This window comes from Pseudoalteromonas sp. SWXJZ10B (genome assembly GCF_015864475.1).
GTDB lineage: Bacteria > Pseudomonadota > Gammaproteobacteria > Enterobacterales > Alteromonadaceae > Pseudoalteromonas > Pseudoalteromonas arctica.
Genome location: NZ_JADYXD010000008.1, coordinates 1 through 23,660, shown reverse-complemented (window position 1 = coordinate 23,660; position 23,660 = coordinate 1). Strand labels below are relative to the sequence as shown.

Genomic DNA, 23,660 nt, shown 5'->3' with positions numbered 1-23,660 from the left:
ATTATTACCGAGCAATAAAAATGAAAACCTGTTCTAGATCAAAGTTTAAAAAACATTTTAACCTTGTGGAGTGCTTTATTGATTTAGATTAAATTTAGCGTCGTTCTGCTTTTGAAAAGATTGACATATTTATTTCATCAACAGTCATATGAATGTATTAAGGCTGACATCGCTTAGTCATAAACTCACGTTTTAATAAAGGCACATTAAATAATAAAGTGTGTTTAACATGTTTTTAGAAGCATTCGAAAAAAAATCAAAAACAACGGATATTCAAAAAGAAGTTGTAGAGCACTTACAAACACTAATTCGCTTTGAATCAGTAACCCCTAACCAAGCGGGTGCAATTGATTGGCTTGCAGATAAATTGGTGGATTTAGGTTTAAGTTGCGAGCAATTTACTATAAATGGTGTAACCAATTTAATTGCCTGCATAAAATTCAAAGATGGCCCATGTGTTGCTTTTTCAGGGCACATTGATGTAGTACCAGCAACAAGTAGCGGTTGGTTAAGTCCTCCTTTTGAAGGGCGAGTGCGCAATAATGCAATATACGGTAGAGGGGCGGCCGATATGAAAGGGGGTGTTGCCGCCATGCTTAGCGCCACAAAAAAGTTAATTAATAGTAAATCCGCTAAAGCAGGGACACTTTACTGGCTTATCACGTCAGATGAAGAGGGAGAGGCTGAATTTGGTTCTCAAGAAATAGTTAATAAGCTTGCCAAGCAAGGTGTTGTATTAGATGGCTGTATTGTCGGGGAGCCATCAAGTGTGGCACAAGTTGGCGATACGGTTAAGAATGGCCGTCGTGGTGCGCTTTCAGCTCGGATTTTAGTTACTGGTAAGGCAGGTCATGTAGCTTATCCTCAAAACACACTCAATGCTGCTCATATTGCTGCAAAAATAGTAAATAGCTTGAGTGATCAGATCTGGTTACTCGATGTGGCTAGCTCAAAAACCACACTACAAGTGACTGGAATTAACATAAAAAATGTGGTCGATAATTTAGTGCCAAGTCATTGTGAGATTACATTTAATGTACGTTATAGCCACGGTTACAGTAGTGCAGCAGTTAAAACGCAATTAATGAATACCCTAAACAAGTTTGCTGAGCATTTTACAATTGAGTGGGAACGCCCATGCGAGCCTTATTATACAAGCCATAATACGGGTTGGAGTTTACTTACTCATATTGAGCAGGCTATTTACAAAAACACTTCAAGTTACCCATTACTAAGTACAAATGGAGGGACATCAGATGGACGATTTTTTGCCAGCCCCCATACTCAAGTTATTGAATGTGGTGTGCGAAACAATACGATTCATCAAGCTAATGAACACGTATCTATTAGTGATTTACTTAAAATTGAAGCTATTTATACAACTTTACTAGAGCAGATATTTATAAATAATTAAATATAAATCGAGTACTTTATAAATATAAAGCACTCTCTTATTATTGGTTATTCTAAATAACGTTTGGCTTTGTTTTCTTTTACATTTTTAAGATCGACCAATACCAATCCATCAATACAATTATTAAAATCGGGATCAATACTAAAGCTTAAAAATTGCACGCCACCTGGTTTACAAAGTTCAGTGTATTGTTTAAATAAAGTAGGGACTTGAGCCCCCATATTAGCTAACACATGCTTTAACTCTACAAAATCTTCTTTTACGTCATTGCCGCAAAAAAGAGTATTGCACTGGGTTAGCTGTTGCTCAGTTAATTTAAATTCATTATTAGGCGTAGCTAATTCAATACCACTTTTATAGTAATGCTGATAGTAATAAACGAGCATGGCTTTTGCTTGCTCGGGTAGAGCATTTGATACACTTACAGCACCAAACAAGTATCTGTACTGTGGATAGCTTTTTATAAAAGCGCCAATGCCATACCACAAATAGTCGAGGCTCTTACGTCCCCAATATTTAGGCTGTACAAAGCTTCTACCAAGCTCAATTCCTTGTTTTAGATAGGGCGTCATAGCGTCGGTATAAGAAAATAAGCTATCAGTATACAAACCTTCGCGGCCATATTTTTGTATTATCTGTTGTGCACAGGCTAATCGATAAGCACCTACCAGCTCTAGCTGCATTGGGTCCCACAGTACAAGGTGTTGGTAATCCATATCGTATTTATCTATATCACGACGCTTACCACTACCTTCACCGACTGCTCTAAATGCTATTTCTCTCAGGCGCCCTAACTCTCTAAAAATAGGTGAGCTACCAGTATATTGGTATAGATGAATATGCATACCGTCTTGCGTTTTACCAAGTAGTTGGCATTGCTCAATTGCTCTTTTTAGCTCTTTTCTGCACTCGGGAACAGCGATAGGTGTTTGTGTTTTTAGCGGCAGTGCTTTTTTTGTTGTAAGCCTATAAAGCTGTTTACGGATGAGGTTTACAATTTCTTTATCTTTAAGATTTTCTATTAAGTAAGATTCAGGAGGGATAGAGGCGCCAATCTCAAACTCTAAAGATTTTTGGCGCTGCTTAAACATTTCGGCCACTAATAGTAAACTTGCTAAAGGTTTATAAATCATTGATGTGCCATAAAAAAGTGGACTGTTTTTGGCTTTAATATAAATAGGTAAAATAGGGCAGTTAGCTTTTTTTGCCATACGTAAAAAGCCACTATTCCATTTGCAGTCTTTAATACCTGTTGGCCCTAATCGCGATACTTCTCCTGCCGGAAATATAAGTAATGCGCCTTCATCCTTTAAATGGTTTTGTATATTACTAAGCTCTTGTTTCTTACTCATGCCTGATAAGTTATCTACGGGGAGTAAAAGTGAGTGCATTGGAGTAACCGACATCAACATGCGGTTTGCCACTACTTTTAAATCCTGTCTTACAGTTGAAAGTACTTTAATCAGTGCTAAAGCATCTAATGAACCAATAGGGTGGTTAGCAACGATAACAAGTTTACCCTCATTAGGAATATGTTCTATCTGCTTAGGTTTATAGCGCGTATCAAAATTGAGTTCATCGAGCACTTGTTCAACAAATTCTAATCCTTGTAGGTGAGGGTAGGCATCACCAAAAGCAACAAACTCTTGTTCATGTAATAAGTAGCCTAGGCCTTTTTTTACTAAACCTTTTACTTTTGGAGAGTTCTCTAGTTGTGGTAAGTTTGCAGCAATTACTTTATCAACACTTATCATATTAACCTCATATTCCGTTTGGGCTATTCGCCATACATGTAAGATTAAAAAAAGGGTGTGACAGTTACTTTGCAGTAGTGTGACTTTTTAAAGTGCTAACTTATAAACTGTGTATTGTTAGGAGAATTTATGTCGGTATTGGTTGCTATAACTGGGCGTGACAACACAAAACTAATAACGAAGTTACAAGAGCGATTACCAAATACGCTGATAGAGCAATGGCCTGATTGCAAAAACGCACATGATGTGGATTTTGTACTTGCGTGGAAAGCGCCAGAATCTATGTGGCCACAGCTACCTAACTTAAAGGCTGTGTCGTCATTTGGTGCTGGCGTAGACAGTATCGATTTAACATTACTCGACGAAAGTGTTGAAGTAGTACGTATTGTTGACATGCAACTAGCTGAAGATATGGCGGAATATGTACTGACACATGTGTTAGCTCAAAAGTTACGTTTAAAAGAGTATTACATTAAACAAACACAGCAAACATGGAAGCCAAAGCGGGCGCATAGTAATAAACATGTCGGCATACTTGGGTTTGGTGAATTAGGTAAAGCATGCGCGCAAAAGCTTATAAATAATGGCTTTAAGGTAAGTGCCTGGGCGCAAAGTAATAAAAACGCGACTAATGTCGAAATTTTTTATGGCGAGGAAGGCCTCAATAGTATGCTTTCTGATGTTGACTACCTTGTATGTCTATTACCCCTTACGCAAGCAACGACAGGCATTATTAATCACTCAATGCTCGCAAAGCTACCTAAACATGCTGTTGTTATTAATGTGGCACGCGGTGCTCATGTTGTTCAGCAAGACTTACTAAGTGCATTAAATAACGATAGCTTACGCGCAGCTACACTCGACGTATTTGATCAAGAACCTTTAGCGTCGAATCACCCTTACTGGGGAAACCCCAAAATAACGCTTACACCACATTGCGCGGCGATTTCTGATTTAAATAGTGTTATAGAGCAAATAGCCGATAATATTGAATGCTTGAATAAGGGGTTAGTACTTAATAATCCAATAGATAGAACTAAAGGTTATTAGCTGATAGCTAATTAGTTTAAAAAACAGCTTGTTAACATTTGTAATTTTCATTAGTGTAAAAGGTATTCTCACTAATAAAAAATACAAAGAGGGTGTTATGAAATCGAGTCAAAGTGGCGTTAAATTAAGCCTAGTTATTATTTCAATTATTATACTTGGTGTTTCAGCTTGGTTTAATCAGGCTAATGCCGAGGATACTCCTTCTAAAATACAAACCCAAAGCGAGTTAACAATAGCGGACTAACCTACTTACTATGTATTCCTCTTTTTTCGTGTTTCTTCTCGTGACTCTTTTTAGCAGTATACAAGCATTATTTTCACAGTAGTGCTTGTGTGCCCCTGAAGCTCTAATTTTCATCTTGATTGAAAGTGCTTTTTAATATTTTTAAATTCTTAACAAAAAAAAGCCCAGTAATGCTGGGCTATTAAATATTCTAGGGAAAAGTTGTTAACTTTGGGTTACATTAAATTGCCCAAATGTATAAACTTTAAACAAGTAAAAAGTATTGATCAACACTAAACTCATATTTGAAATAACACTCGACGACATAAGATCTAAGCTAAATGATAAGAATAATAAACCACACGCACTAATGGCGGCAACGCGCAGCAGTGTTATCTGGTTAATAAAGAATGCACCTAAACCTAGTGCAAGTAGTGTAGTATTTAAAAGCCAATCTAGCTCGTTTAGCATGGTCGTTTCAATAGTTCAGTTGTTGAAAAAAGGAGCGCCATTATGTTGATCTTTTGCGCACCTTTCAACCAAGTAATTTTAAATTTTCAGATTAGTTTTTTTAATGCTAAAAGTAGCTACCGATTGCTGAAAATAAACCATTATCAGCAATTACTTGATACTTTTGGCAGCTCTGCGGTTTTTGTAAGTCACTGCATAAATAAAGGGACTCACGGCTAGAATCATAGGTGGGGTGTAGGTTTGAATCAATTAAAGTAGCTCCCTTGCCAAAGAATCCGGGCCAGTAAACACTCTCACTTACCATCCCTAATTTTTTATAGGTGAGTAAGGTAGGTTTTGGAAAAGCTAAAATTATTACAGCAACGACAGCGAGTGATATAAACAGTCCTTTTTTTTGCGTTGTTTTTTGGCTTATATCATTCTTTGCACTGGAATTTAACTCGCCAGGTGAAGGGCGCTGAGTAGAACGCTGAGGTTTTCTTTTTTGCGCTGTTTTTTTTCTTGCCGGTGCTTTACCTAGCAACGATTGTTTATTTGGGGTTTTAGACATAAAGCAAATCTGGCCTTTTTTCCGTAGGTCTCTATAATTAAATGAGTAAATTTATATACTAAGCTAATTATTATGATAACTTAAAGTTAGCTTATAGCCTACGAGGAATAAAGATGAATACGCAGCTATCAATTTTAATTGTAGATGACGTTAGCACAGTGCGTAGTTTTTTGAGCCAAACGCTCATGCACTTAGGGATAGATAACGTAAAGGAAGCATCTACTGCCTCACAATGTATTAGTGAGTGCCAAGCTGCAAATTATAATATCATTTTTTTAGACATTGAATTGCCAGACGGTGATGGTAAAGATTTGATTGCACAAATCAATGAATTAAGCCCAGAGACAAATGTGGTTATGGTATCTGCACATTCAGGTATTGAGAATGTTAAGGATGCAATTGATAAAGGCGCTAAAGGGTTTGTAGTAAAGCCATTTACACCTAAAAAAATAGCGGCAATGCTTAAGAAGTTTTATCCAGATTTAGAAAATGTCTAATAAAGTAAGTACATTTAAAATTTAAACAAAAAAAAACCGGCAAAAGCCGGTTTTTTATATTCTATCAAAAACAAATTATAGAGCTTTAATCTTAGCTGCTATACGGCTCTTATGACGAGCTGCTTTGTTTTTGTGAATTAGACCCTTAGTTGCGTAACGGTCTAGGATAGGTGTAGCAACAGAAAAAGCTTGCTGTGCAGCTTCTTTATCGCCCGCTTCAATAGCAACAATTACTTTTTTGAAGTAAGTGCGCATCATTGAACGACGGCTTGCGTTGTGCTGACGGTTTTTTTCGCTTGTGATAGCGCGTTTTTTTGCAGACTTGATGTTAGCCAAGGTTTGCTCCTAACAATCTTAAAATAAAGCTTAAATTAAAGGCCGTGGAATATGCCTGTTTCTATCATGGATGTCAATTTAAATTTAACAATCCAAGAAAAACTGCACCATATAACGAGCATCAATTTGCCGCTTTAGCAGTTAATACCGACATTGTAACAAAGCACAGACCCCCAGCCTAGTGCTTTAAAGCGATTTATAAAAAAGACTGTGGCATAATCGCCTATCTTGAGGATTTTTGAGTAGGTTTAAGGTGTCAAAAGGTTTATTTCGCTCCGGTATGATTGTTAGTTGTATGACTATGATATCGCGTATTTTAGGGCTCGTTCGAGATGCTGTTGTTGCCAATTTATTAGGCGCAAGTGCGGCGGCTGATGTTTTTTTATTTGCTAACCGTATTCCTAATTTTTTACGTCGTTTATTTGCAGAAGGTGCCTTCGCACAAGCATTTGTACCCGTGCTGAGTGAAATTAAAGAACAGCAAGGCGACGACAAGGTCAGACTTTTTGTTGCACAAGCAGCAGGCACATTAGGAACCATTTTACTGATTGTCACTATTATAGGTGTTGTTGCTTCACCCGTTATTGCAGCATTGTTTGGCACCGGTTGGTTTATAGATTGGTGGCAGGGCGGACCCAATGCCGAAAAGTTTGAACTTGCAAGTTCATTACTTAAATTTACATTCCCTTATTTGTTTTTTGTAAGCTTAGTTGCGCTTAGTGGTGCGGTAATGAACGTGTATAACCGTTTTGCTGTTGCTGCATTTACACCTGTTTTACTCAATGTTTCTATTATTACGTGTGCAATTTTTTTACATGATAAATTTAGTGTCGGGGCTTATTCTCTCGCAATTGGCGTATTTATTGGTGGCGTTGTGCAGTTATTGTTTCAACTTCCATTTTTATACCGTGCAAAAATGTTGGCGCGTCCACGCTGGGCATGGCAAGACGAAAACGTAAAAAAAGTACGTAAACTTATGCTTCCTGCTTTGTTTGGCGTATCTATTAGCCAAATTAATTTGTTGCTTGATACCATGATTGCTTCATTACTGATGACAGGCTCGATTGCATGGCTTTATTATTCAGACCGTTTAATTGAATTTCCGCTGGGCTTATTTGGTATTGGTATTGCGACAGTTATTTTACCGGCGCTCTCTAGGTTACATAGCAGTAAAAAAAGTAGTGACTTTCAGCATACCCTCGACTGGGGGGTACGTTTTGTTATATTTTTAGGCCTACCAGCAATGATAGGTCTAATGATCATCAGCCCGCTTATTATCACCGTATTGTTCGACCACGGTGCGTTTAAAGAAGACAGTGTTGATCATGTTAAAGCAGTAAGTTTAGGCGTAGTCGCATATTCAGTAGGGCTTGTAAGCTTTATGCTGATTAAAGTACTTGCTCCTGGCTTTTATGCTCGTCAAGACACAAAAACGCCGGTGCGTATTGGTATTATTACCTTAGTGTTGAATATGGTATTTAATATTATGCTGGCTCCTTTCATTGGTTATTTAGGATTAGCACTTGCTACTTCGCTATCGGCTAGTTGTAATGCATTTTTGCTGTATAGGCAGCTTAAAAAAGAAAATGTGTATCAGTTTTCATCAATGAGTATGCGCTTTACACTTAAATGTGTTGTTGCAAGTATGGTTATGGGAGCTGTTACATGGTTTGTGAGCAGTTACTATTACTGGGCTACATGGGCTTTTACACAGCAGGTAGTCTTATTAATAGCACTCGTGGCTTTGGCAGGTATTAGTTACTTTGCAATGCTATTTTTGATGGGCGTTAGACTAAATACGATAAAAAGTGTAGCAATTACTGAATCAAACTAAAAAAAAGATTATAATCGGCAACTCTGCGGCTTTAATTAATTTTTAGTCGTAATTAATAGCTCGCTAAACAAGGCATTAGGTGGCATGGAGTTAATTAGAGGTATACACAATATTCGCCCACACCACTTTGGTTGTGTGTTAACTATTGGTAATTTTGACGGTGTTCATTTAGGCCACGCAGAAGTACTAAAAGGCTTACTTACTGATGCTAAAGCGCATAGTTTGTCTAGCACTGTAATGCTATTTGAACCCCAGCCACAAGAATTTTTTGCTAAAAACAATGCCCCAGCACGGCTAACGCGCTTACGAGATAAGCTACGTTTGCTTAGTGATTTAGGTATTGAGCGAGTTATTTGCATTAGCTTTAATCAGCAATTTGCAAACATGCATGCTGAGCAATTTGTTAATGATATTTTGATTAAAAAGTTAGGTGTTAAAGCTCTCACTGTTGGCGATGATTTTAAGTTTGGAAAGCAGCGCCAAGGTAACTTTGACTTACTTGCTAGCATGGGCAAGCAAGCGGGCATGGACGTAAAAAGCACCGCGAGTTTTCGTCAATTAAATGCTAGAGTAAGCAGCACTTTAATACGAGATGCTTTGGCATCTGGTGACTTAGCAAGTGCTAAAACAATGCTTGGTCACGATTATGCTATTTCTGGGCGTGTTATACACGGCTGGAAAAGAGGACGTGAACTCGGTTTTAGAACGGCAAATATTGCCCTAAAACGCCAAGTGTGTCCTGTCAACGGGGTGTTTGCAGTGCAAGCAACGATTGCAGGAAAACAGATTTTTGGAGTTGCAAATGTAGGCAATAAGCCGACATTTAATGGAACTCGTGCATTATTAGAAGTTCACCTTTTTGATTTTGCACAGGATATTTACGGACAATTTATGCATGTGGAGTTAATAAAAAAACTTCGCAATGAAAAAAAATTCGAGACATTAACACAATTAACGGCGCAAATAGCAACTGATGTTGCTGCCGCTAAGCAGTGTTTTGGTTTAAATCAGGTAGCCGATAGAGACGGAATGTAGGATAAATGAGCGACTATAAACATACTTTGAACTTACCGGAAACACCGTTTCCAATGCGTGGCAATTTGGCACAACGTGAACCAAAAATGCTTAAAGCATGGTATGAAGACGACCTGTACGGTCAAATTCGCAGCGCTAAGAAAGGTAAAAAGACCTTTATTTTGCATGACGGCCCTCCGTATGCAAATGGCGACATCCATTTAGGCCACTCAGTTAATAAAATATTAAAAGACATTATTGTTAAGTCTAAAACATTATCTGACTTTGATTCACCATTAGTCCCAGGTTGGGATTGTCATGGTTTACCAATCGAGTTAATGGTTGAGAAAAAAGTAGGCAAGCCGGGCGTAAAAGTAACCGCGAGCGAGTTTCGTGAAAAATGCCGTGCATACGCTAAAAAACAAGTTGAAGGTCAAAAAGTTGATTTTAAACGCTTAGGCGTATTTGCAGATTGGGATAAGCCTTACTTAACAATGAACTTTGACTTTGAAGCGAATGCAATTCGTGTACTTGGTCGTATTATTGAAAAAGGTCATTTGCATAAAGGTGCTAAGCCTGTGCATTGGTGTACAGATTGTGGTTCTGCATTAGCAGAGGCTGAAGTTGAATATCAAGATAAGCAATCTCCTGCTATTGATGTACGTTTTACATTTGTTGATCAAGATGCTGTTGTTAACGCGTTTGATTTGGCTGATGGTCATAAAGGTGAAGGCAGTGTTGGTACTGTTATTTGGACAACAACACCGTGGACGCTTCCAGCAAACCGCGCAGTAGCTGTGCATGCCGATTTAGAATATGCATTGGTGCAGGTTGAAGATGAAGGCGTACAACAACGTCTAATTTTAGGCTCTGAGCTTGTTAAAGATGCAATGGACCGCTTTGGTTTTAATCACTTCCACGTATTAGGTTATGTAAAAGGTGCTGCACTTGAAAACTTACAAGTAGCCCATCCTTTTTATGATTTTAATGTACCAGTGATTGTTGCAGAACACGTAACGACTGACTCAGGTACCGGTGTTGTACATACAGCACCAGGGCATGGTCAAGAAGATTTCGTGGCTGGTTTAAATTACAACCTTGAAGTAGCTAACCCTGTTGGCGCTAATGGCGTTTATTTACCAGATACTGAACTTTTTGCAGGTCAGCATGTATTTAAAGCAAATGCGAGCGTAATTGAAGTATTAAAAGAGCACGGTGCATTAATGCATCATCATGCTATAACTCATAGTTACCCACATTGTTGGCGCCATAAAACACCGATTATTTTCCGTGCTACACCACAATGGTTTGTAAGTATGGATCAGGCTAACTTGCGTGAAGATTCTTTAAAAGAAATTAAAAACACGCAGTGGTTGCCAGAGTGGGGCGAAAGCCGTATTTCGAACATGGTTGAAAGCCGCCCAGATTGGTGTATATCTCGCCAACGTACTTGGGGTGTGCCAATTGCATTGTTTGCTGATAAAGATACCGGTGCACTTCATCCAAATACTCAAGAACTCATTGAGCAAGCTGCACAGCTAGTTGAAAAATCTGGTATTCAGGCATGGTACGATTTAGATCCAGCTACATTACTTGGTGAAGAAGATGCCAAGCAATACATGAAAGTGCAAGATACGCTAGATGTATGGTTTGACTCAGGTGTTTCACATGCATGTGTTGTAGACGCACGTGAAGACCTAGTTGGTCCAGCTGATTTATACCTTGAAGGTTCTGATCAACACCGTGGTTGGTTTATGTCATCAATGATGACATCAGTGGCTATTAATGGTCATGCGCCATACCGCCAAGTATTGACTCATGGTTTTACCGTTGATGAAAACGGCCGCAAGATGTCTAAGTCGCTAGGCAATGTTATTTCTCCACAAAATGTGATGAATAAACTAGGTGCCGACATTCTACGTTTATGGGTTGCCTCTACCGATTACACGGCAGAAATGACTGTGTCGGATGAAATATTTAAGCGCTCTGCCGATCGCTACCGCCGTATTCGTAACACTAGCCGTTACTTACTAGCTAACCTAAATGGTTTTGATCCAAAAACTGATCAAGTTGCTGTTGATGATATGGTTGAGCTTGATAAGTGGATTGTTGGTCGTGCTGCTCAGTTGCAAGACGAAATTTTAGCCGCATACGATAGCTACCAAATGCTATTAGTAACGCAAAAGCTAATGAACTTCTGTACGGGTGAGCTTGGTTCGTTCTATTTAGACGTCATTAAAGATCGTCAGTACACAGCTAAAAGTGACAGCCATGCACGTCGTTCTTGTCAAACAGCGCTTTATCATATTGCAGAAGCAATGACGCGCTGGATGGCACCTATTATGAGCTTTACCGCACAAGAAATTTGGGAAGCTTTACCGGGTGAGCGTAGTAACTACGTATTTACATCTGTTTGGTATGATGGCTTACAAGCGCCAACAAATAGCCAATTTAGTAACGATGACTGGTTAGAAATTCTAACAGTACGCGACGAAGTAAACCGTTTATTAGAAGCTGCACGTAAAGAAGAAGTCATTGGTGCAACGCTTCAAGCAACAGTTAATTTATTTACGGGTAAAGAGCTTGCCGCTAAATTAAATGCGCTTGGTGATGAACTGCGTTTTGTATTATTAACATCGGCCGTAAATGTTTCTGAAGTTGATAGTCAGCCAGCTGATACACAAGCTACCGAAATTGAAGGTTTATTCATTAGTGTTGCTGCAACAGATGCTGCTAAATGTGAGCGTTGTTGGCATTACAGTGAAGATGTAGGTGTTAACCCTGCTCATCCTGAAATTTGTGGTCGTTGTGTAAGTAATGTTGACGGCGAAGGCGAAAAGCGTCAATTCGCTTAGGAGTTATTCTTAGTGAGCAAACTAGCCCAAAAAAGTGGTTTAGTGTGGCTTTGGTTGAGTCTATTACTATTAGTAATAGACTTTGCCAGTAAAACACTTGTTGTAGGGACTATGGCTTATCAAGAGTCGATAAACTTACTCCCTGTTTTTAGTATTACTTATGTGCATAACTATGGTGCTGCTTATAGCTTTTTAAGTGAAGCGGGTGGTTGGCAGCGTTGGTTTTTAAGTGCGATTGCTATTGCTATTAGTGCTTTGCTTGTGTGGTGGCTAAAACGCTTACCTGCAACAAACAAAGTACTATGCGGTGCTTATGCACTGGTACTTGCAGGCGCTATTGGTAATTTATACGATCGTATTGCGTATGGTTATGTAATCGACTTTATTCACGTATTTTATAAAGACTCACATTTTCCTGTATTTAATATTGCTGATTGCGCTATTTGTATTGGCGCAGCATTATTGTTATTTGATGCCTTTACCGGCGAGAGTCCGAAGGAGCATAAAGCATGAGCCAAGCTGTAATTGGTGAAAACTCGCAAGTTATTTTCCATTTTTCTATTAAATTAGAAGATGGCTCTGCCGCTGATTCTACCAAGGTGCACAACAAACCTGCTAAATTAACAATGGGCGATGGCAGTTTAACGGCAAACTTCGAAAAGTGTTTATTAGGTTTAACTGCAGGCGAAAGTAAAACGTTTGAATTAGAACCTGAAGATGCGTTTGGTCAGCCAAATCCAGATAATATTTACTACGTTGACCGTAGTAAATTTGGCCCAGAAACACCAGCCAAAGTAGGTGCAATAATTGCGTTTACTCAACCTGACGGTACTGAGCTTCCTGGATTAGTTCGCGAAGTGCAAGGTGAGTCGGTAACGATTGATTTTAATCACCCTTTATCTGGCCAACGTTTAACGTTTGAAGTTGATATTATTGAGGTGGAAGGTTAATGGAAATATTACTAGCTAATCCACGCGGCTTTTGCGCTGGTGTTGACCGTGCTATTAGTATTGTTGAGCGCGCCCTAGATATTTTTGAAAAGCCAATTTATGTGCGCCACGAAGTAGTACATAACCGCTATGTGGTTGATGGATTAAAAAGTCGTGGTGCGGTATTTGTTGAAGAGCTTGATCAAGTACCTGACGACAGCATTGTTATTTTTAGTGCACATGGTGTTTCGCAAGCTGTTCGCAGTGAAGCAAAACGTCGTGATTTAAAAGTATTTGATGCAACGTGTCCGCTTGTAACTAAAGTACATATGGAAGTTACACGTGCGAGTCGTAAAGGTATTGAGTGTATTTTAATTGGACACCATGGCCACCCTGAAGTAGAGGGAACAATGGGACAATATGATAACTCAGCCGGTGGCATTTATCTTGTTGAAACCGTTGATGATGTTGTTGCGCTTAATGTAAAAAATGCTGAAAATCTTTTTTATTGCAGCCAAACAACACTCTCAGTTGATGACACAGCAGATGTTATTGATGCACTACGCAATAAGTTTCCATCAATTGACGGACCTCGTAAAGATGACATTTGTTATGCAACGCAAAATCGTCAAGACGCTGTTCGTGACTTAGCTGATAAAGTTGATGTGCTATTAGTTGTTGGCGCTAAAAATAGCTCTAACTCTAATCGCTTACGTGAACTTGCAGATAAAATGGGCACAGTTGCTTATTTAATTGATGACGCAACTGATGTACAAGAGCAGTGGGTTTCAGGCTCTAAATCAGTTGGCGTAACTGCGGGAGCATCTGCGCCAGAAGTACTTGTACAACAAGTAATAAGCCGATTAAAAGAGCTTGGTGGCACACAGGTTGTTGAGAACCCAGGTGAAGTAGAAAATATAGTATTTGCTGTTCCTGTAGAGCTACGTTAATTTAAATATATTAAACATTTAGATTAAAGGAGAGTCGTTATGAGCAAGTCACTTCAAAATGATGGTTTGCTTTTTTCGGCTCTTTTTAATGAGCGAGGCGTATTAGCCACGCTTATTGTTTCTCAAGTTATTGCTATTGTTTTAGCTTTTGCACCTAATGTAGAAGGAGATATTTGGCTACGACTTGGGATCATTAGTTTGTTTATGCATTTAATTGTTTTAGTCGGTACTTCTTCTTTATACTTTTGTAGATTTTTCTTACAAAAACGTACTCAAACTTTTCAATTAAGTCTATTTTTTGCCTTTTTTTTATTATCTACCTGTATTTTTAGTATTTTATTTTCTCATTTTGCTTTTGATATAGATGATACAAATAACCTAATTTATTTCACACTTCGCAATTGCATTATAGTGGCTTTACTGGCGGCTTTATTCGTCCAGTTTTTATTAATTCATTTTGAAAAAGAGCAGCAAACTAAAGCTCTTTCTCGTGCTGAGCTTGATGCCCTACAAGCTAGAATACGTCCTCATTTTTTATATAATAGTTTAAACACTGCTGCAGAACTTACTCATCATGATGCCGATGCGGCAGAACAGGCTATTTTAGCATTAGCCGCATTATCGCAGGCTGCAATGCACTCGGGGAAGAATGTATCTCTTGAAGATGAAATAACGCTGAGTAAGCAATATATCGCACTTGAAACGTGGCGTTTTGGTAATCGCTTAAGAGTTGATTGGCAAATACCTAATGAACTACCCGCATTGAGTATTCCTTGCTTAACCCTGCAGCCATTAATTGAAAATGCGGTATGCCACGGCGTTGAAACAAGTGAGCATGGTGCAGAAATAAAAGTAGAGCTACATATCACTACCGGCTATATAACCATGATTGTTTCTAACCCTATAACAATTTCTAATGCTCAAACTAGGCCTAATAACGGAATGGCGCTTGAAAATATTCGCCAGCGATTAAATATTTATTATAAAAATAAAGCGCAGCTAACAATTACTAATAAAAATGATGTGTTTAGGGTCAAGGTCGTTATCCCTAAGCTAATTGAGGGCAGTGTATGAATGTACTCATTGTTGATGATGAACCTCTTGCGAGATCTCGCTTAATCCGTTTGTTGGCACATGATAAAAGCATAGTTGTACAAGGTGAGGCAAGTAATGGTAAGGAAGCTCTAGTACTTGCTAAAAAGCAAACACCTGATTTGATTTTTTTAGATGTTGATATGCCTGGTATGAATGGTTTACAAGTTGCTAATGAGCTCAATAGTCTAACTCTACCTCCTGCTATTGTTTTTATAACTGCCCACCCTGAGCATGCCTTCGATGCTTTACAATTAAGCGCTGCAGGTTATTTAGTTAAACCTATTTCAGAGCAATCACTGCAGAAGGTACTTAAGCAAGTAGGCCGTTTAAATAAAGTACATATTCAAAAACAACAAAATGTAAAAGTATCTTATCAGTTAGCGGGTACTCTACGTAGTGTTGATATAAATGATGTTTTGTATTTTAGTGCCGAAGAAAAGTATACCAAAATGATATTCTCGGGTGGAGAAGCTTTACTGGAGCAAAGCCTAAAGCAATTAGAGCTGCAATATCCCGCATATGTTTTACGAATTCACCGCAATACTTTAGTGAATAAACAAAAAGTAATAGCCTTGCATTCAAAAGGGAATGGCAATCATATGATTGAGCTACAAGGGTGCAGTGAGTTATTGCCAGTGAGCCGCCGCGAGCTTAAATTAGTTAAAAATACGCTTTAGACTTATTTCGCAATTAAGTTGCCTCTGACTTAAATGCATTTACGCTTAATTACTACTGTTTTGTTGAATGAGCCGATTTAATTAACCGTTTATCAACAAATATAACCGCTTGTCTTAGTCCTCATTGATTCCTCAAATAAATAGCATAAACTTATAATCAGATAATTTTTATTTGGTTCTACTATGCAGTCATCTCAAACAAAAGTGCAAAGAGGCTTCACTCTAATTGAAGTGTTAATTGCATTTATTATTCTTAGTTTTGGCCTTCTAGGCGCAGTTGCCCTGCAAGCAAAAGCAAAGCAAGCAAGCTTTGATTCTATGCAGCGTGCTGCTGCAGTTGCACTTGGTAATGATATTGTGCAGCGTATCCGTGCTAACGATACCCCTCAAATAGCCGGGCTGTACACACAAACATTTGATAGTGAAACTGCTACGACAACCTCGCAGGCGTGCTTCACAAACACTTGTAGCGCAGCGCAAGTTGCGGCCTTAGATCTTGAGCAGTGGAAAAGAGCTATAAGAGCTCGAGAAAATACGGGGTCTTTAGATGGTGCTACCGTATGTATTGCACCTACAGTAGTTGCTGGCTCGGGTGGTAAGGCATTTAATTTAGAAGTAATTGTTTCGTGGCAAGGTCGACAAGAGTTTAATGCAAATGATGCTACTGGCGCAATAAAGTGTGGAACGGCTGACAAAAAGCGCCGCTTAGTTGTATTAACTAGTTACATTTACCTTAGGAGCTAACATGAAGCAAAAAGGTTTTACACTTGTAGAAATGATGATTTCATTATTTATTGGTGGATTAATACTAGGTGGCGTTATGTTCACCTATATAGGTATGAAAGTAACCACTAAAGATACGATGACTATTGGTGAACTTCAAGAATCAGGGCGCCTTGCAATTAACATAATGCAACGTGATATTGAACAAATTGGCTTTTGGGGAACTTATTATGACGATTCGTTCACTGCAGTAAATACAGATACACTAGCAAACCCTGGAACAGACTGCTTTGAAGGATTAAATAATGGGAGTTTTCCTGATTTTGCTACAGCTAGTAATTTTAGAACTATTTACGCAAAGGTTGCTGGAGAATCAAAAGAGCTTAACTGCCTAAATAATCCAATTAAAAGTACTGACATTATTCAATTAAAATTTTTACAAGGTAAGAGTTTAACAGTTAATACAGTAACTAATGAGACTCAGGCCGATGAAAACTACTTTGTAGCTGAGCAAGAGAAAGCTCAATTTTTCCGTGGAACGGTTAACGCTGCGACTCTTAATGTTAATGCAACCGTTTGGCCATACAGCCATCATGTTTATTATCTATCAGAACAAACTTATAAAGTTAATAATAAAAATTTAACTGTACCTGCATTAATGAGAAAGCGCCTGGTTGGTGGAAGCATCAACACAGAAACTATTATGGAAGGTGTTGAGAACATGCGGTTTGTTTTTGGTCTTGATACTAACAGTGATAATCGTGTAGATACCTACCGAAGTATTCAAGATATGAAGTATACAGATTGGGAAAATCGTAAAGGTATTTTAACTGTTCAGGTTTTTTTATTAATACGCGCATTACAACCAGACCCAGGAGTTAAAATTAAAAACCAAACTTATACATTAGGTGAGGATGAAGATAAGCGTGTATTAACATTTACCGATAATTTCAGACGTACTGTGTTTACTACTACTATTCGATTAAATAATGTTGGATCAAATTTATGGCGTATCTAAAACAATCACAAAAAAAACAGCAAGGTGTAGTTCTAATTACAGCTTTAATAATGGTTATTGCAGTGACCGGTATTGCTGTGACACTTATGAGCAGTAGTAGTATTGATATTAAAATTACCAATGCAGCACAAGAGCGCGAAGTGGCCGAGAATGAACTCATTGGTGAAGTGCAGCGCATGATCTCTGATGAGGCAAATCAAGGCGCTAATAATCAGTTCTTCCTGACTCCCGATGAAGTAACTGCAATCGCGGATGGTGATGACAAAGGTATGGTGATTGCAAATCATGCAGATATGCAAAGCAAAATGACTAACCTGAACAAGGGGGCGTTAGATTTAGAATGTCCTCGACGCTTTAATTTTACTGCAGGTATATCGTGCAATATGTTACAGGTTGCCACCACAATAGAATATGGATCTAAAAGTAAACATGAACTAACTATTGTTACAGGTATAGCACAAGAAATGGCCAGCGTAAGCAAGGGGATTTAAGATGAAATTTAAATTAAACAAAGTGTTAGCCTCTTTGCTTGGCTTAACAATAAGTATGTCGGTATTCGCTGAGGATATTGAGCTTTATGTAAATCATGATGTAGAGACAGACGAAAATCCAAGAGTGTTAATGATATTTGATACCTCTGGCAGTATGGATTGGAGCGTTATCAATGGTGATGATCAAGTCTGTTACACAAAGTATCAATATGAAGAGACAACTGGACGTGGCAGAAATCGTCAAACTGTTACATATGATGCTTACCAACAGGTTACATGCTTTGCAAGTAAGCCAGAATATAATGAATACAATGAGCAATGCTATATAGGTGTAAATGGCGTTGCAGTTGCAGATTGCCATGACCGAAGAATCGATGTAGCTAAAAATGCGATGACACAATTAGTCAATGATAATGATGATATTGATTTTGGTTTGATGCGATTTAAGGATAGTGCTGGAGGGTATGTAGTAGCTAAGGTTGGAGCTAATAAATCAAATATTTTACAAGACATTGATGATTTACCTGCCAGTGGTGGAACTCCAATAACAGAGACATTATGGGAGGCTTATCGCTATATAACAGGGCAAAACCTTGATTATGGTCGATTCTATAATGATCGAGATAAAAGTATCGATAACAATGTAACTTATAGATCACCTTTTGAGCAGAGTAATGGTGAACCATTACGCTGTGATAACTCAATTAATATTATTTTAATGACAGATGGTGATCCAACTAATGATGATGGAAGGGACGCTTCAATTGCAGCTGTCCATAACAACCTTTTTACTGATGCCATCCCTTTTGACAGTGGTCGCTATAGCGGAAGCTATTTAGTTGCAATGGCTAAAATATTACATGGTACCTCGGACACGAAAGTGGATTTATACACTCCAACAAGTGATGTATTAGATACAGGCCGTGTATACACAATAGGTTTTGGTACAGGAATGAGTCAAGGGGGAATTGCTCTACTAGACAAGGCGGCAAGTGTTGGTGGAGGGCAGTATATAGAAGCAAGAACTGCAGAAGCGCTTTCAGAAGCATTAAAAAATACTATTTCAAGAATTAGAGAAGTAAATGATAGTTTTTCATCGCCTTCAGTTGCGAGTAATAATGTAGATCAAACTCGTAGCCGGGATGCTGTTTATTTTGCCATGTTTTACCCTGAAACCGGTGCTCGCTGGCGTGGAAACTTAAAAAAACTGAAAGTATCAGGGAATCAAATTGTTGACTCAAAAGGATTGTCGGCACTTGATGAGAATGGTTTAATTGACGAAAATGCAGAAACATTTTGGTTGCCAAGTGGGGAGCCAGCAGATGGTAACTTAGTTGCACAAGGTGGTGTGAACCTTCATTTAACGACATTAGATTCAGATAGCCGTAATTTATACACTGACAATCAGGGATCTATAGTAAATTTTAATACCTCAGTTGTGAGTGATATTCTCAATTTAGTCGATAACAATCCGCTAAGCTTATCGAGTAATGATATCAAATGGGCAATGGGTATAGACGTTGATGATGAAGATGGCGATGGGTCTAAGGTTGACCAGCGCAAAGATATTTTTGGTGACCCTCTGCATTCTAAACCTGTTGCAATCGATTATGGTAATGATGATATTCGAGTTTTGATAGGAACTAATGCTGGCTTTTTACATATGTTTAAGGATTCAGATGATAGTGTAAGTGAAAGTTGGGCATTTATACCGTCTGCTTTATACAACATTATTGAACCTCTACGTGAAAATCAAGCCGATACGAAAGTATATGGTATGGATGGTCCTATTAGTATTTATTTTGATAATAAAAACTTAAATAGTGATGGTTTAAATGACGGTATTATTGATGCGAGTGGCGACGATAAAGTGTGGGCTTTTGCGGGGATGCGTCGCGGTGGTAAAAATTACTACGGACTTGATATAACAAACCCGAACATACCGAAAAAATTATGGGACGCTCCAATCGAAGGTGGTAAAGGTGATTTTAAAGAGCTTGCACAAACCTGGTCAAAGCCACAAATAGCCTACATTAAAGCATTTGGTGATAAGCCTTTATTAATTTTTGGTGCTGGATACGATACAAATAAAGATGCAGCTATTCGTAGTGAGGATGATATAGGCCGAGGTATCTATATTGTTGAAGCTGAAACCGGTAAAAGGGTGTGGGCATTAACACCGGATATTAATGGCTTTAAAGGTAAGCATAGTATTGCTGCAGATATAACCACGCTTGACTCAGATTATGATGGATATATAGACCGAATTTATGCGGCAGATACCGGTGGTGATATTTGGCGTGTAGATATGCCAGGTAGTAACACTAGCGAGTTTAGCCATTATAAATTAGCTGAACTTGGTAGTAATAAAGCAACTGAAGACAGACGCTTTTTCTATAAACCACTCGTAGCACGCACAATTTATAGTAAAGTAAGCGAGTCAACAGTTAATGGTAGCACCGTTATAACACGCTTAGATACACCGTATGATGCCATAGTTATCGGCAGTGGTAATCGCTCAAAACCAACCGGCACCAATGAAAAAGATCAATTGTTTATGATCAGAGATGAAAATACGGTTACTAAATCGTATAAAACGAATGCACCAGATACTATTGTGCCTGCTGATTTGATGCAAATGAATTCAGACCCATTTGGCAATGCTCTAGATGACGTTGATGATTTTGTTGACTTAGAAGTGGGCTTGGCTAAATTTAATGGCTGGAGATATGAGTTAGGAACGGGTGAAAAGTCGCTAGCTGCTGCTACAGTTGTTGGAGGTGTTGCCTATTTTACAAGCTTCACTCCTGCATCAGATACATCGACTGAAAATCAATGTTCGCTAAGTGGTGGTGGTGGTTCTTTATACGCTTTTCACTTACATTACGGTACTAAAGTGTATGACGACCTTAAATTTACAACCAGCTATGATGTACCAGACACACCTCAGTTATACTTTGGTGAAAGCCCTTCATGTGTAGATGGTAATGGCGATGGTAAATGTGATGACGACCCAACAGTTGACGTAATACAAGAAAGTCAGTTTTATTTAATTGGGCCTGGTATTAAAGGTGAAAATGCGGAAAATCCAATGAAACCTGTAGAAATAAAAGGTCCTGGTTTAACTGTTGTTGATGGTAAAGTTGTGTTGGTTAATGACAATGCAGTAGGGTTTGGCTTTAAAACCCAACAAACATATATCTATAAACGTGAAGAAAATGACGAAGTTAATAATTAAGGAAATTAGATGAAAAAACAACACGGGTTTACCTTAATTGAGCTGATGATAGCCGTTGCTATCGTCGGCATACTCGCTTCAATTGCGCTGCCTAACTATACTGAATATGTAAAGCGTGCTTCGCGCGCTGAAGCTGCTGCAGCATTGTTAGATGCTGCAAACAAGGAGGAGCAGTATTTTGTCGATAATAGGGAATATACAGAGACATTTACTGATTTAGGATTGCAAAGTAAGACCGAAAATGGCCATTTTGAGCTATCCATAAAGGTAGTCGATAGCAATACTTTCACTATTACAGCTAAGCCTATAGCCGGTGCTGTAAAGGGGGATAACGATTGTAAAGAGCTTACAATTACTGACACAGGCCTCAAAGGTGCAAAAGGAAGTAAAGGTAACTCTGATATTGATTATTGTTGGGGTCGATAGCCTAGATTACTTCTTCTGACACTTATCAGTTGATTTGATGCGAATTCTACCCGTTTGACTTACAGATAAAGCCAATCCTTCGAGATTGGCTTTATTGCTATTGGGGCAATATATAAAAGTCCCATTTTGAAAACCATTTAAAGAACCATCTGGACGAAATGTAATGGCGTTGCGCGGATACTCTAAAGTATCAGCATCATGGACATCCTCGAAAGTGCTTAAGAGTAACTCATCATCATCTAGAGTCGTTGATTTATCTTTATCGATAAATAGTGACATTTGACCATCCCACTCGTCCTTTGTACATTGACTGCCTTTTAGTGCGCAAAGCGTGACGTAAGTACCATTTTCAATTGCGTAAAGGCGGCCATAATTTATATTTCGATGTAGTAGATTCACATGGTTATCTAATCGGTTTTTAGCCAAGAAGTCTGGATAAAACCACATCGATAATTGACTGATTACAATGACAACAGCCATTGAAACCATTAATTCAAGAAGTGTCACTCCCTTGTTTTTTGATATTGATAATCTCATCCTTGAAGACCTGAGTTAATAAATGATTAACTCAGTCTAGTAAATGATACAAATATGACAAGATGAATTTGTATGTTTTTTAACCGCAAGTCTGAGCTGTATCACCGGTATAAAAAGAAGTACCAGATTGAGATACTGTTAAAGCTTTATTATTTTCACTGCCATTATTAGGACAAAATACAAAATCACCGGGGTTCGTTGTTATTCGACCACTGGTATTAAACCGTAATCTCCTATCATTACCAGTATATTTTATTTTGTCATTAAGGCTTATTTTTTCCATAACTCGTAGTAAAGAGTCTGTAGAGCTGTTGTATTGACCGCTATTATCACCATCAATGAATACAATGATAATTTTATTTCTGTCCCATCGATTACGACATTGCATTGTGTCATTTTGATTTTTTACTTCACCGTGCTGCGCGGCACATATAACGACTATTTCATCTGTACTTGCTGCTTGAGAGCGTGCATAGCTAATATTTCTTTTTAACTCCAACAAAAAATTCTCAGCTCTATTTTCTTCTAGCATATCGCTGCTATTCCAAATCGCAATTGATGCAATGATCCCAACGATAGCAACGGTTACCATGAGTTCTAAAAGAGTGAATCCGTTTTGTTTGTTTTTCATATTAATCTCATTTACTGCTAGTCATTTAAGTATAGCTATTTTTATACAATAAATTATACCATGATCGGTTGTTTTATCACCGTAATTCAATCGCTTTGTTTGCTATGAACATCATGATTGTCTAAAATCGAGGCAACTGGAGCTTTCAAAAGTAATTAATATGAAAAAAATAGAAGCAATTATCAAACCTTTTAAGTTAGACGATGTGCGTGAAGCGTTGTCGGATGTAGGTATTACAGGTATGACGGTAAGCGAAGTTAAAGGCTTTGGACGTCAAAAAGGTCACACTGAGTTATATCGTGGCGCAGAGTATATGGTTGATTTTTTACCTAAAGTAAAACTTGATATTGTATTGACTGATGAAGATGTAGACCGTGCAATTGAAGTTATTGTAAAAACGGCACAAACAGGAAAAATCGGTGACGGTAAAATATTTGTCACTGATGTTGAGCGTGTAATACGTATTCGTACTGCTGAGGAAGATGAAGAAGCGATTTAAGATTTTCTTCTACGCAGTAAAAAGGCGCTTACTAAGCTGTCTCTTATACACAAATCCCTGCTAAGAAATTAGCGGGGATTTTTTTGAACTAAATCTCAATGTCATGATCAGATCTTCAAATCTTGTTTGAGGGCACATTATGATTAACGAACATACTCATTGGGCAAAACAACAATTCGGTAAATCGGACTTAGGTGATCCAAGAAGAACAGCGCGTCTGGTAAAGTTAGCATCAACGCTTGCAAATGAACCAGGAAAACCACTTGTGAACATCACTCAATCCCCCGCCGATATGGAAGGTGCCTACCGCTTTATTCGCAACGAGAATATTGACGCAACGGCTATAGCCGAGTCAGGCTTTAAAGCCACGGTTGAACAAGCAAAAAGTCATAACTTATTGCTTGCATTAGAAGACACGACCACACTAATTTATAAACATTCCTCCATT

The 23,660-nt window shown here is 38.3% G+C and carries 25 protein-coding genes; 19 read left to right on the top strand and 6 right to left on the bottom strand.

Annotation, left to right across the window (positions count from 1 at the left end; translation table 11 throughout):
* Window positions 1-229: 229 nt before the first annotated feature.
* A complete protein-coding gene (dapE, locus tag I6F54_RS09515) occupies window positions 230-1,414 on the top strand; it encodes a succinyl-diaminopimelate desuccinylase (RefSeq protein ID WP_197141052.1) in 1,185 nt (394 codons plus the stop codon).
* A 47-nt stretch (window positions 1,415-1,461) separates the two neighbouring features.
* On the opposite strand, the gene I6F54_RS09510 is transcribed toward dapE, so the two are convergent.
* On the bottom strand, window positions 1,462-3,168 hold the full coding sequence (locus I6F54_RS09510) for a GNAT family N-acyltransferase (protein ID WP_197141044.1): 1,707 nt from the start codon (window positions 3,166-3,168) through the stop codon (window positions 1,462-1,464).
* A gap of 129 nt (window positions 3,169-3,297) precedes the next feature.
* Here I6F54_RS09510 and I6F54_RS09505 point away from each other — a divergent pair, with 129 nt between their 5' ends.
* Window positions 3,298-4,218 (top strand): 2-hydroxyacid dehydrogenase, encoded by a 921-nt coding sequence (locus I6F54_RS09505; protein WP_101217798.1) that lies wholly within the window; start codon window positions 3,298-3,300, stop codon window positions 4,216-4,218.
* Between the two features lie 97 nt (window positions 4,219-4,315).
* Complete coding sequence (locus tag I6F54_RS09500) at window positions 4,316-4,462, top strand: hypothetical protein (protein WP_010555113.1); 147 nt, start codon at window positions 4,316-4,318, stop codon at window positions 4,460-4,462.
* A gap of 204 nt (window positions 4,463-4,666) precedes the next feature.
* Here I6F54_RS09500 and I6F54_RS09495 read toward each other — a convergent pair whose 3' ends face one another.
* Entirely contained in the window at window positions 4,667-4,912 is a 246-nt protein-coding gene (locus I6F54_RS09495) for a hypothetical protein (RefSeq protein WP_002958222.1), read from the bottom strand.
* Window positions 4,913-5,018: 106 nt separating this feature from the next.
* Window positions 5,019-5,462 (bottom strand): hypothetical protein, encoded by a 444-nt coding sequence (locus I6F54_RS09490; protein ID WP_101217800.1) that lies wholly within the window; start codon window positions 5,460-5,462, stop codon window positions 5,019-5,021.
* Between the two features lie 113 nt (window positions 5,463-5,575).
* Between I6F54_RS09490 and I6F54_RS09485 the strand changes: the two genes are divergently transcribed.
* Window positions 5,576-5,959 carry a response regulator gene (locus tag I6F54_RS09485; RefSeq protein WP_002958224.1) on the top strand — a complete coding sequence of 128 codons (384 nt, stop codon included), beginning with the start codon at window positions 5,576-5,578 and terminating at the stop codon, window positions 5,957-5,959.
* Between the two features lie 75 nt (window positions 5,960-6,034).
* Here the strand turns inward: I6F54_RS09485 and rpsT are convergent, their stop codons facing one another.
* Window positions 6,035-6,295, bottom strand: coding sequence for a 30S ribosomal protein S20 (rpsT, locus tag I6F54_RS09480; RefSeq protein ID WP_002958225.1), 261 nt, complete (start codon window positions 6,293-6,295; stop codon window positions 6,035-6,037).
* 295 nt (window positions 6,296-6,590) lie between these two features.
* Here rpsT and murJ point away from each other — a divergent pair, with 295 nt between their 5' ends.
* The 13 genes from murJ to I6F54_RS09415 all read left to right on the top strand — a co-directional run bounded on the left by murJ (window position 6,591) and on the right by I6F54_RS09415 (window position 21,545).
* Window positions 6,591-8,129 (top strand): murein biosynthesis integral membrane protein MurJ, encoded by a 1,539-nt coding sequence (murJ, locus tag I6F54_RS09475; protein ID WP_033012718.1) that lies wholly within the window; start codon window positions 6,591-6,593, stop codon window positions 8,127-8,129.
* A gap of 84 nt (window positions 8,130-8,213) precedes the next feature.
* Window positions 8,214-9,164, top strand: a complete 951-nt coding sequence (ribF, locus tag I6F54_RS09470) for a bifunctional riboflavin kinase/FAD synthetase (RefSeq protein WP_024607280.1) — start codon at window positions 8,214-8,216, stop codon at window positions 9,162-9,164.
* A 5-nt stretch (window positions 9,165-9,169) separates the two neighbouring features.
* Entirely contained in the window at window positions 9,170-11,998 is a 2,829-nt protein-coding gene (gene ileS, locus I6F54_RS09465) for an isoleucine--tRNA ligase (RefSeq protein WP_197141042.1), read from the top strand.
* A 12-nt stretch (window positions 11,999-12,010) separates the two neighbouring features.
* On the top strand, window positions 12,011-12,511 hold the full coding sequence (lspA, locus tag I6F54_RS09460; protein WP_007376920.1) for a signal peptidase II: 501 nt from the start codon (window positions 12,011-12,013) through the stop codon (window positions 12,509-12,511).
* A complete protein-coding gene (gene fkpB, locus I6F54_RS09455; RefSeq protein ID WP_002958231.1) occupies window positions 12,508-12,948 on the top strand; it encodes an FKBP-type peptidyl-prolyl cis-trans isomerase in 441 nt (146 codons plus the stop codon). The genes lspA and fkpB overlap by 4 nt, the downstream gene beginning before the upstream one ends.
* Window positions 12,948-13,877, top strand: a complete 930-nt coding sequence (ispH, locus tag I6F54_RS09450; protein WP_007581370.1) for a 4-hydroxy-3-methylbut-2-enyl diphosphate reductase — start codon at window positions 12,948-12,950, stop codon at window positions 13,875-13,877. The genes fkpB and ispH overlap by 1 nt, the downstream gene beginning before the upstream one ends.
* Window positions 13,878-13,916: 39 nt before the next feature.
* Window positions 13,917-14,951: a sensor histidine kinase gene (locus I6F54_RS09445; protein WP_010555108.1), complete on the top strand. Its 1,035-nt coding sequence runs from the start codon at window positions 13,917-13,919 to the stop codon at window positions 14,949-14,951.
* Complete coding sequence (locus tag I6F54_RS09440) at window positions 14,948-15,649, top strand: LytR/AlgR family response regulator transcription factor (RefSeq protein WP_024607278.1); 702 nt, start codon at window positions 14,948-14,950, stop codon at window positions 15,647-15,649. Before I6F54_RS09445 ends, I6F54_RS09440 begins: the two co-directional genes overlap by 4 nt.
* Window positions 15,650-15,832: 183 nt before the next feature.
* On the top strand, window positions 15,833-16,393 hold the full coding sequence (gene pilV, locus I6F54_RS09435; RefSeq protein WP_101164149.1) for a type IV pilus modification protein PilV: 561 nt from the start codon (window positions 15,833-15,835) through the stop codon (window positions 16,391-16,393).
* Window position 16,394: 1 nt separating this feature from the next.
* Window positions 16,395-17,390: a PilW family protein gene (locus tag I6F54_RS09430; RefSeq protein WP_007581375.1), complete on the top strand. Its 996-nt coding sequence runs from the start codon at window positions 16,395-16,397 to the stop codon at window positions 17,388-17,390.
* The gene (locus tag I6F54_RS09425) at window positions 17,378-17,881 is read left to right on the top strand and encodes a hypothetical protein (protein ID WP_024589418.1); all 504 of its coding nucleotides are present in this window, start codon (window positions 17,378-17,380) and stop codon (window positions 17,879-17,881) included. The genes I6F54_RS09430 and I6F54_RS09425 overlap by 13 nt, the downstream gene beginning before the upstream one ends.
* A gap of 1 nt (window position 17,882) precedes the next feature.
* A complete protein-coding gene (locus tag I6F54_RS09420) occupies window positions 17,883-21,119 on the top strand; it encodes a pilus assembly protein (protein WP_165729056.1) in 3,237 nt (1,078 codons plus the stop codon).
* A gap of 9 nt (window positions 21,120-21,128) precedes the next feature.
* A complete protein-coding gene (locus tag I6F54_RS09415) occupies window positions 21,129-21,545 on the top strand; it encodes a type IV pilin protein (protein ID WP_024589416.1) in 417 nt (138 codons plus the stop codon).
* A 6-nt stretch (window positions 21,546-21,551) separates the two neighbouring features.
* On the opposite strand, the gene I6F54_RS09410 is transcribed toward I6F54_RS09415, so the two are convergent.
* Together I6F54_RS09410 and I6F54_RS09405 are read right to left on the bottom strand one after the other, a co-directional pair.
* Window positions 21,552-22,082, bottom strand: a complete 531-nt coding sequence (locus I6F54_RS09410; RefSeq protein ID WP_165729057.1) for a GspH/FimT family pseudopilin — start codon at window positions 22,080-22,082, stop codon at window positions 21,552-21,554.
* A gap of 79 nt (window positions 22,083-22,161) precedes the next feature.
* Complete coding sequence (locus I6F54_RS09405) at window positions 22,162-22,713, bottom strand: GspH/FimT family pseudopilin (RefSeq protein WP_007581379.1); 552 nt, start codon at window positions 22,711-22,713, stop codon at window positions 22,162-22,164.
* Window positions 22,714-22,873: 160 nt separating this feature from the next.
* Here I6F54_RS09405 and glnB point away from each other — a divergent pair, with 160 nt between their 5' ends.
* Together glnB and I6F54_RS09395 are read left to right on the top strand one after the other, a co-directional pair.
* Entirely contained in the window at window positions 22,874-23,212 is a 339-nt protein-coding gene (gene glnB, locus I6F54_RS09400; protein ID WP_002962211.1) for a nitrogen regulatory protein P-II, read from the top strand.
* Window positions 23,213-23,351: 139 nt separating this feature from the next.
* Window positions 23,352-23,660 (top strand): IS4/Tn5 family transposase DNA-binding protein (locus tag I6F54_RS09395; protein ID WP_197141032.1); only part of this gene is annotated, 309 nt, incomplete at its 3' end.

Bases quoted from the DNA above. Each gene is read 5' to 3' on its own strand.
- dapE (WP_197141052.1), top strand. From the start codon at position 230: ATGTTTTTAGAAGCATTCGAAAAAAAATCAAAAACAACGGATATTCAA.
- I6F54_RS09510 (WP_197141044.1), bottom strand. From the start codon at position 3,168: ATGATAAGTGTTGATAAAGTAATTGCTGCAAACTTACCACAACTAGAG.
- I6F54_RS09505 (WP_101217798.1), top strand. From the start codon at position 3,298: ATGTCGGTATTGGTTGCTATAACTGGGCGTGACAACACAAAACTAATA.
- I6F54_RS09500 (WP_010555113.1), top strand. From the start codon at position 4,316: ATGAAATCGAGTCAAAGTGGCGTTAAATTAAGCCTAGTTATTATTTCA.
- I6F54_RS09495 (WP_002958222.1), bottom strand. From the start codon at position 4,912: ATGCTAAACGAGCTAGATTGGCTTTTAAATACTACACTACTTGCACTA.
- I6F54_RS09490 (WP_101217800.1), bottom strand. From the start codon at position 5,462: ATGTCTAAAACCCCAAATAAACAATCGTTGCTAGGTAAAGCACCGGCA.
- I6F54_RS09485 (WP_002958224.1), top strand. From the start codon at position 5,576: ATGAATACGCAGCTATCAATTTTAATTGTAGATGACGTTAGCACAGTG.
- murJ (WP_033012718.1), top strand. From the start codon at position 6,591: ATGACTATGATATCGCGTATTTTAGGGCTCGTTCGAGATGCTGTTGTT.
- ribF (WP_024607280.1), top strand. From the start codon at position 8,214: ATGGAGTTAATTAGAGGTATACACAATATTCGCCCACACCACTTTGGT.
- ileS (WP_197141042.1), top strand. From the start codon at position 9,170: ATGAGCGACTATAAACATACTTTGAACTTACCGGAAACACCGTTTCCA.
- fkpB (WP_002958231.1), top strand. From the start codon at position 12,508: ATGAGCCAAGCTGTAATTGGTGAAAACTCGCAAGTTATTTTCCATTTT.
- ispH (WP_007581370.1), top strand. From the start codon at position 12,948: ATGGAAATATTACTAGCTAATCCACGCGGCTTTTGCGCTGGTGTTGAC.
- I6F54_RS09445 (WP_010555108.1), top strand. From the start codon at position 13,917: ATGAGCAAGTCACTTCAAAATGATGGTTTGCTTTTTTCGGCTCTTTTT.
- I6F54_RS09440 (WP_024607278.1), top strand. From the start codon at position 14,948: ATGAATGTACTCATTGTTGATGATGAACCTCTTGCGAGATCTCGCTTA.
- pilV (WP_101164149.1), top strand. From the start codon at position 15,833: ATGCAGTCATCTCAAACAAAAGTGCAAAGAGGCTTCACTCTAATTGAA.
- I6F54_RS09430 (WP_007581375.1), top strand. From the start codon at position 16,395: ATGAAGCAAAAAGGTTTTACACTTGTAGAAATGATGATTTCATTATTT.
- I6F54_RS09425 (WP_024589418.1), top strand. From the start codon at position 17,378: ATGGCGTATCTAAAACAATCACAAAAAAAACAGCAAGGTGTAGTTCTA.
- I6F54_RS09420 (WP_165729056.1), top strand. From the start codon at position 17,883: ATGAAATTTAAATTAAACAAAGTGTTAGCCTCTTTGCTTGGCTTAACA.
- I6F54_RS09415 (WP_024589416.1), top strand. From the start codon at position 21,129: ATGAAAAAACAACACGGGTTTACCTTAATTGAGCTGATGATAGCCGTT.
- I6F54_RS09410 (WP_165729057.1), bottom strand. From the start codon at position 22,082: ATGAGATTATCAATATCAAAAAACAAGGGAGTGACACTTCTTGAATTA.
- I6F54_RS09405 (WP_007581379.1), bottom strand. From the start codon at position 22,713: ATGAAAAACAAACAAAACGGATTCACTCTTTTAGAACTCATGGTAACC.
- glnB (WP_002962211.1), top strand. From the start codon at position 22,874: ATGAAAAAAATAGAAGCAATTATCAAACCTTTTAAGTTAGACGATGTG.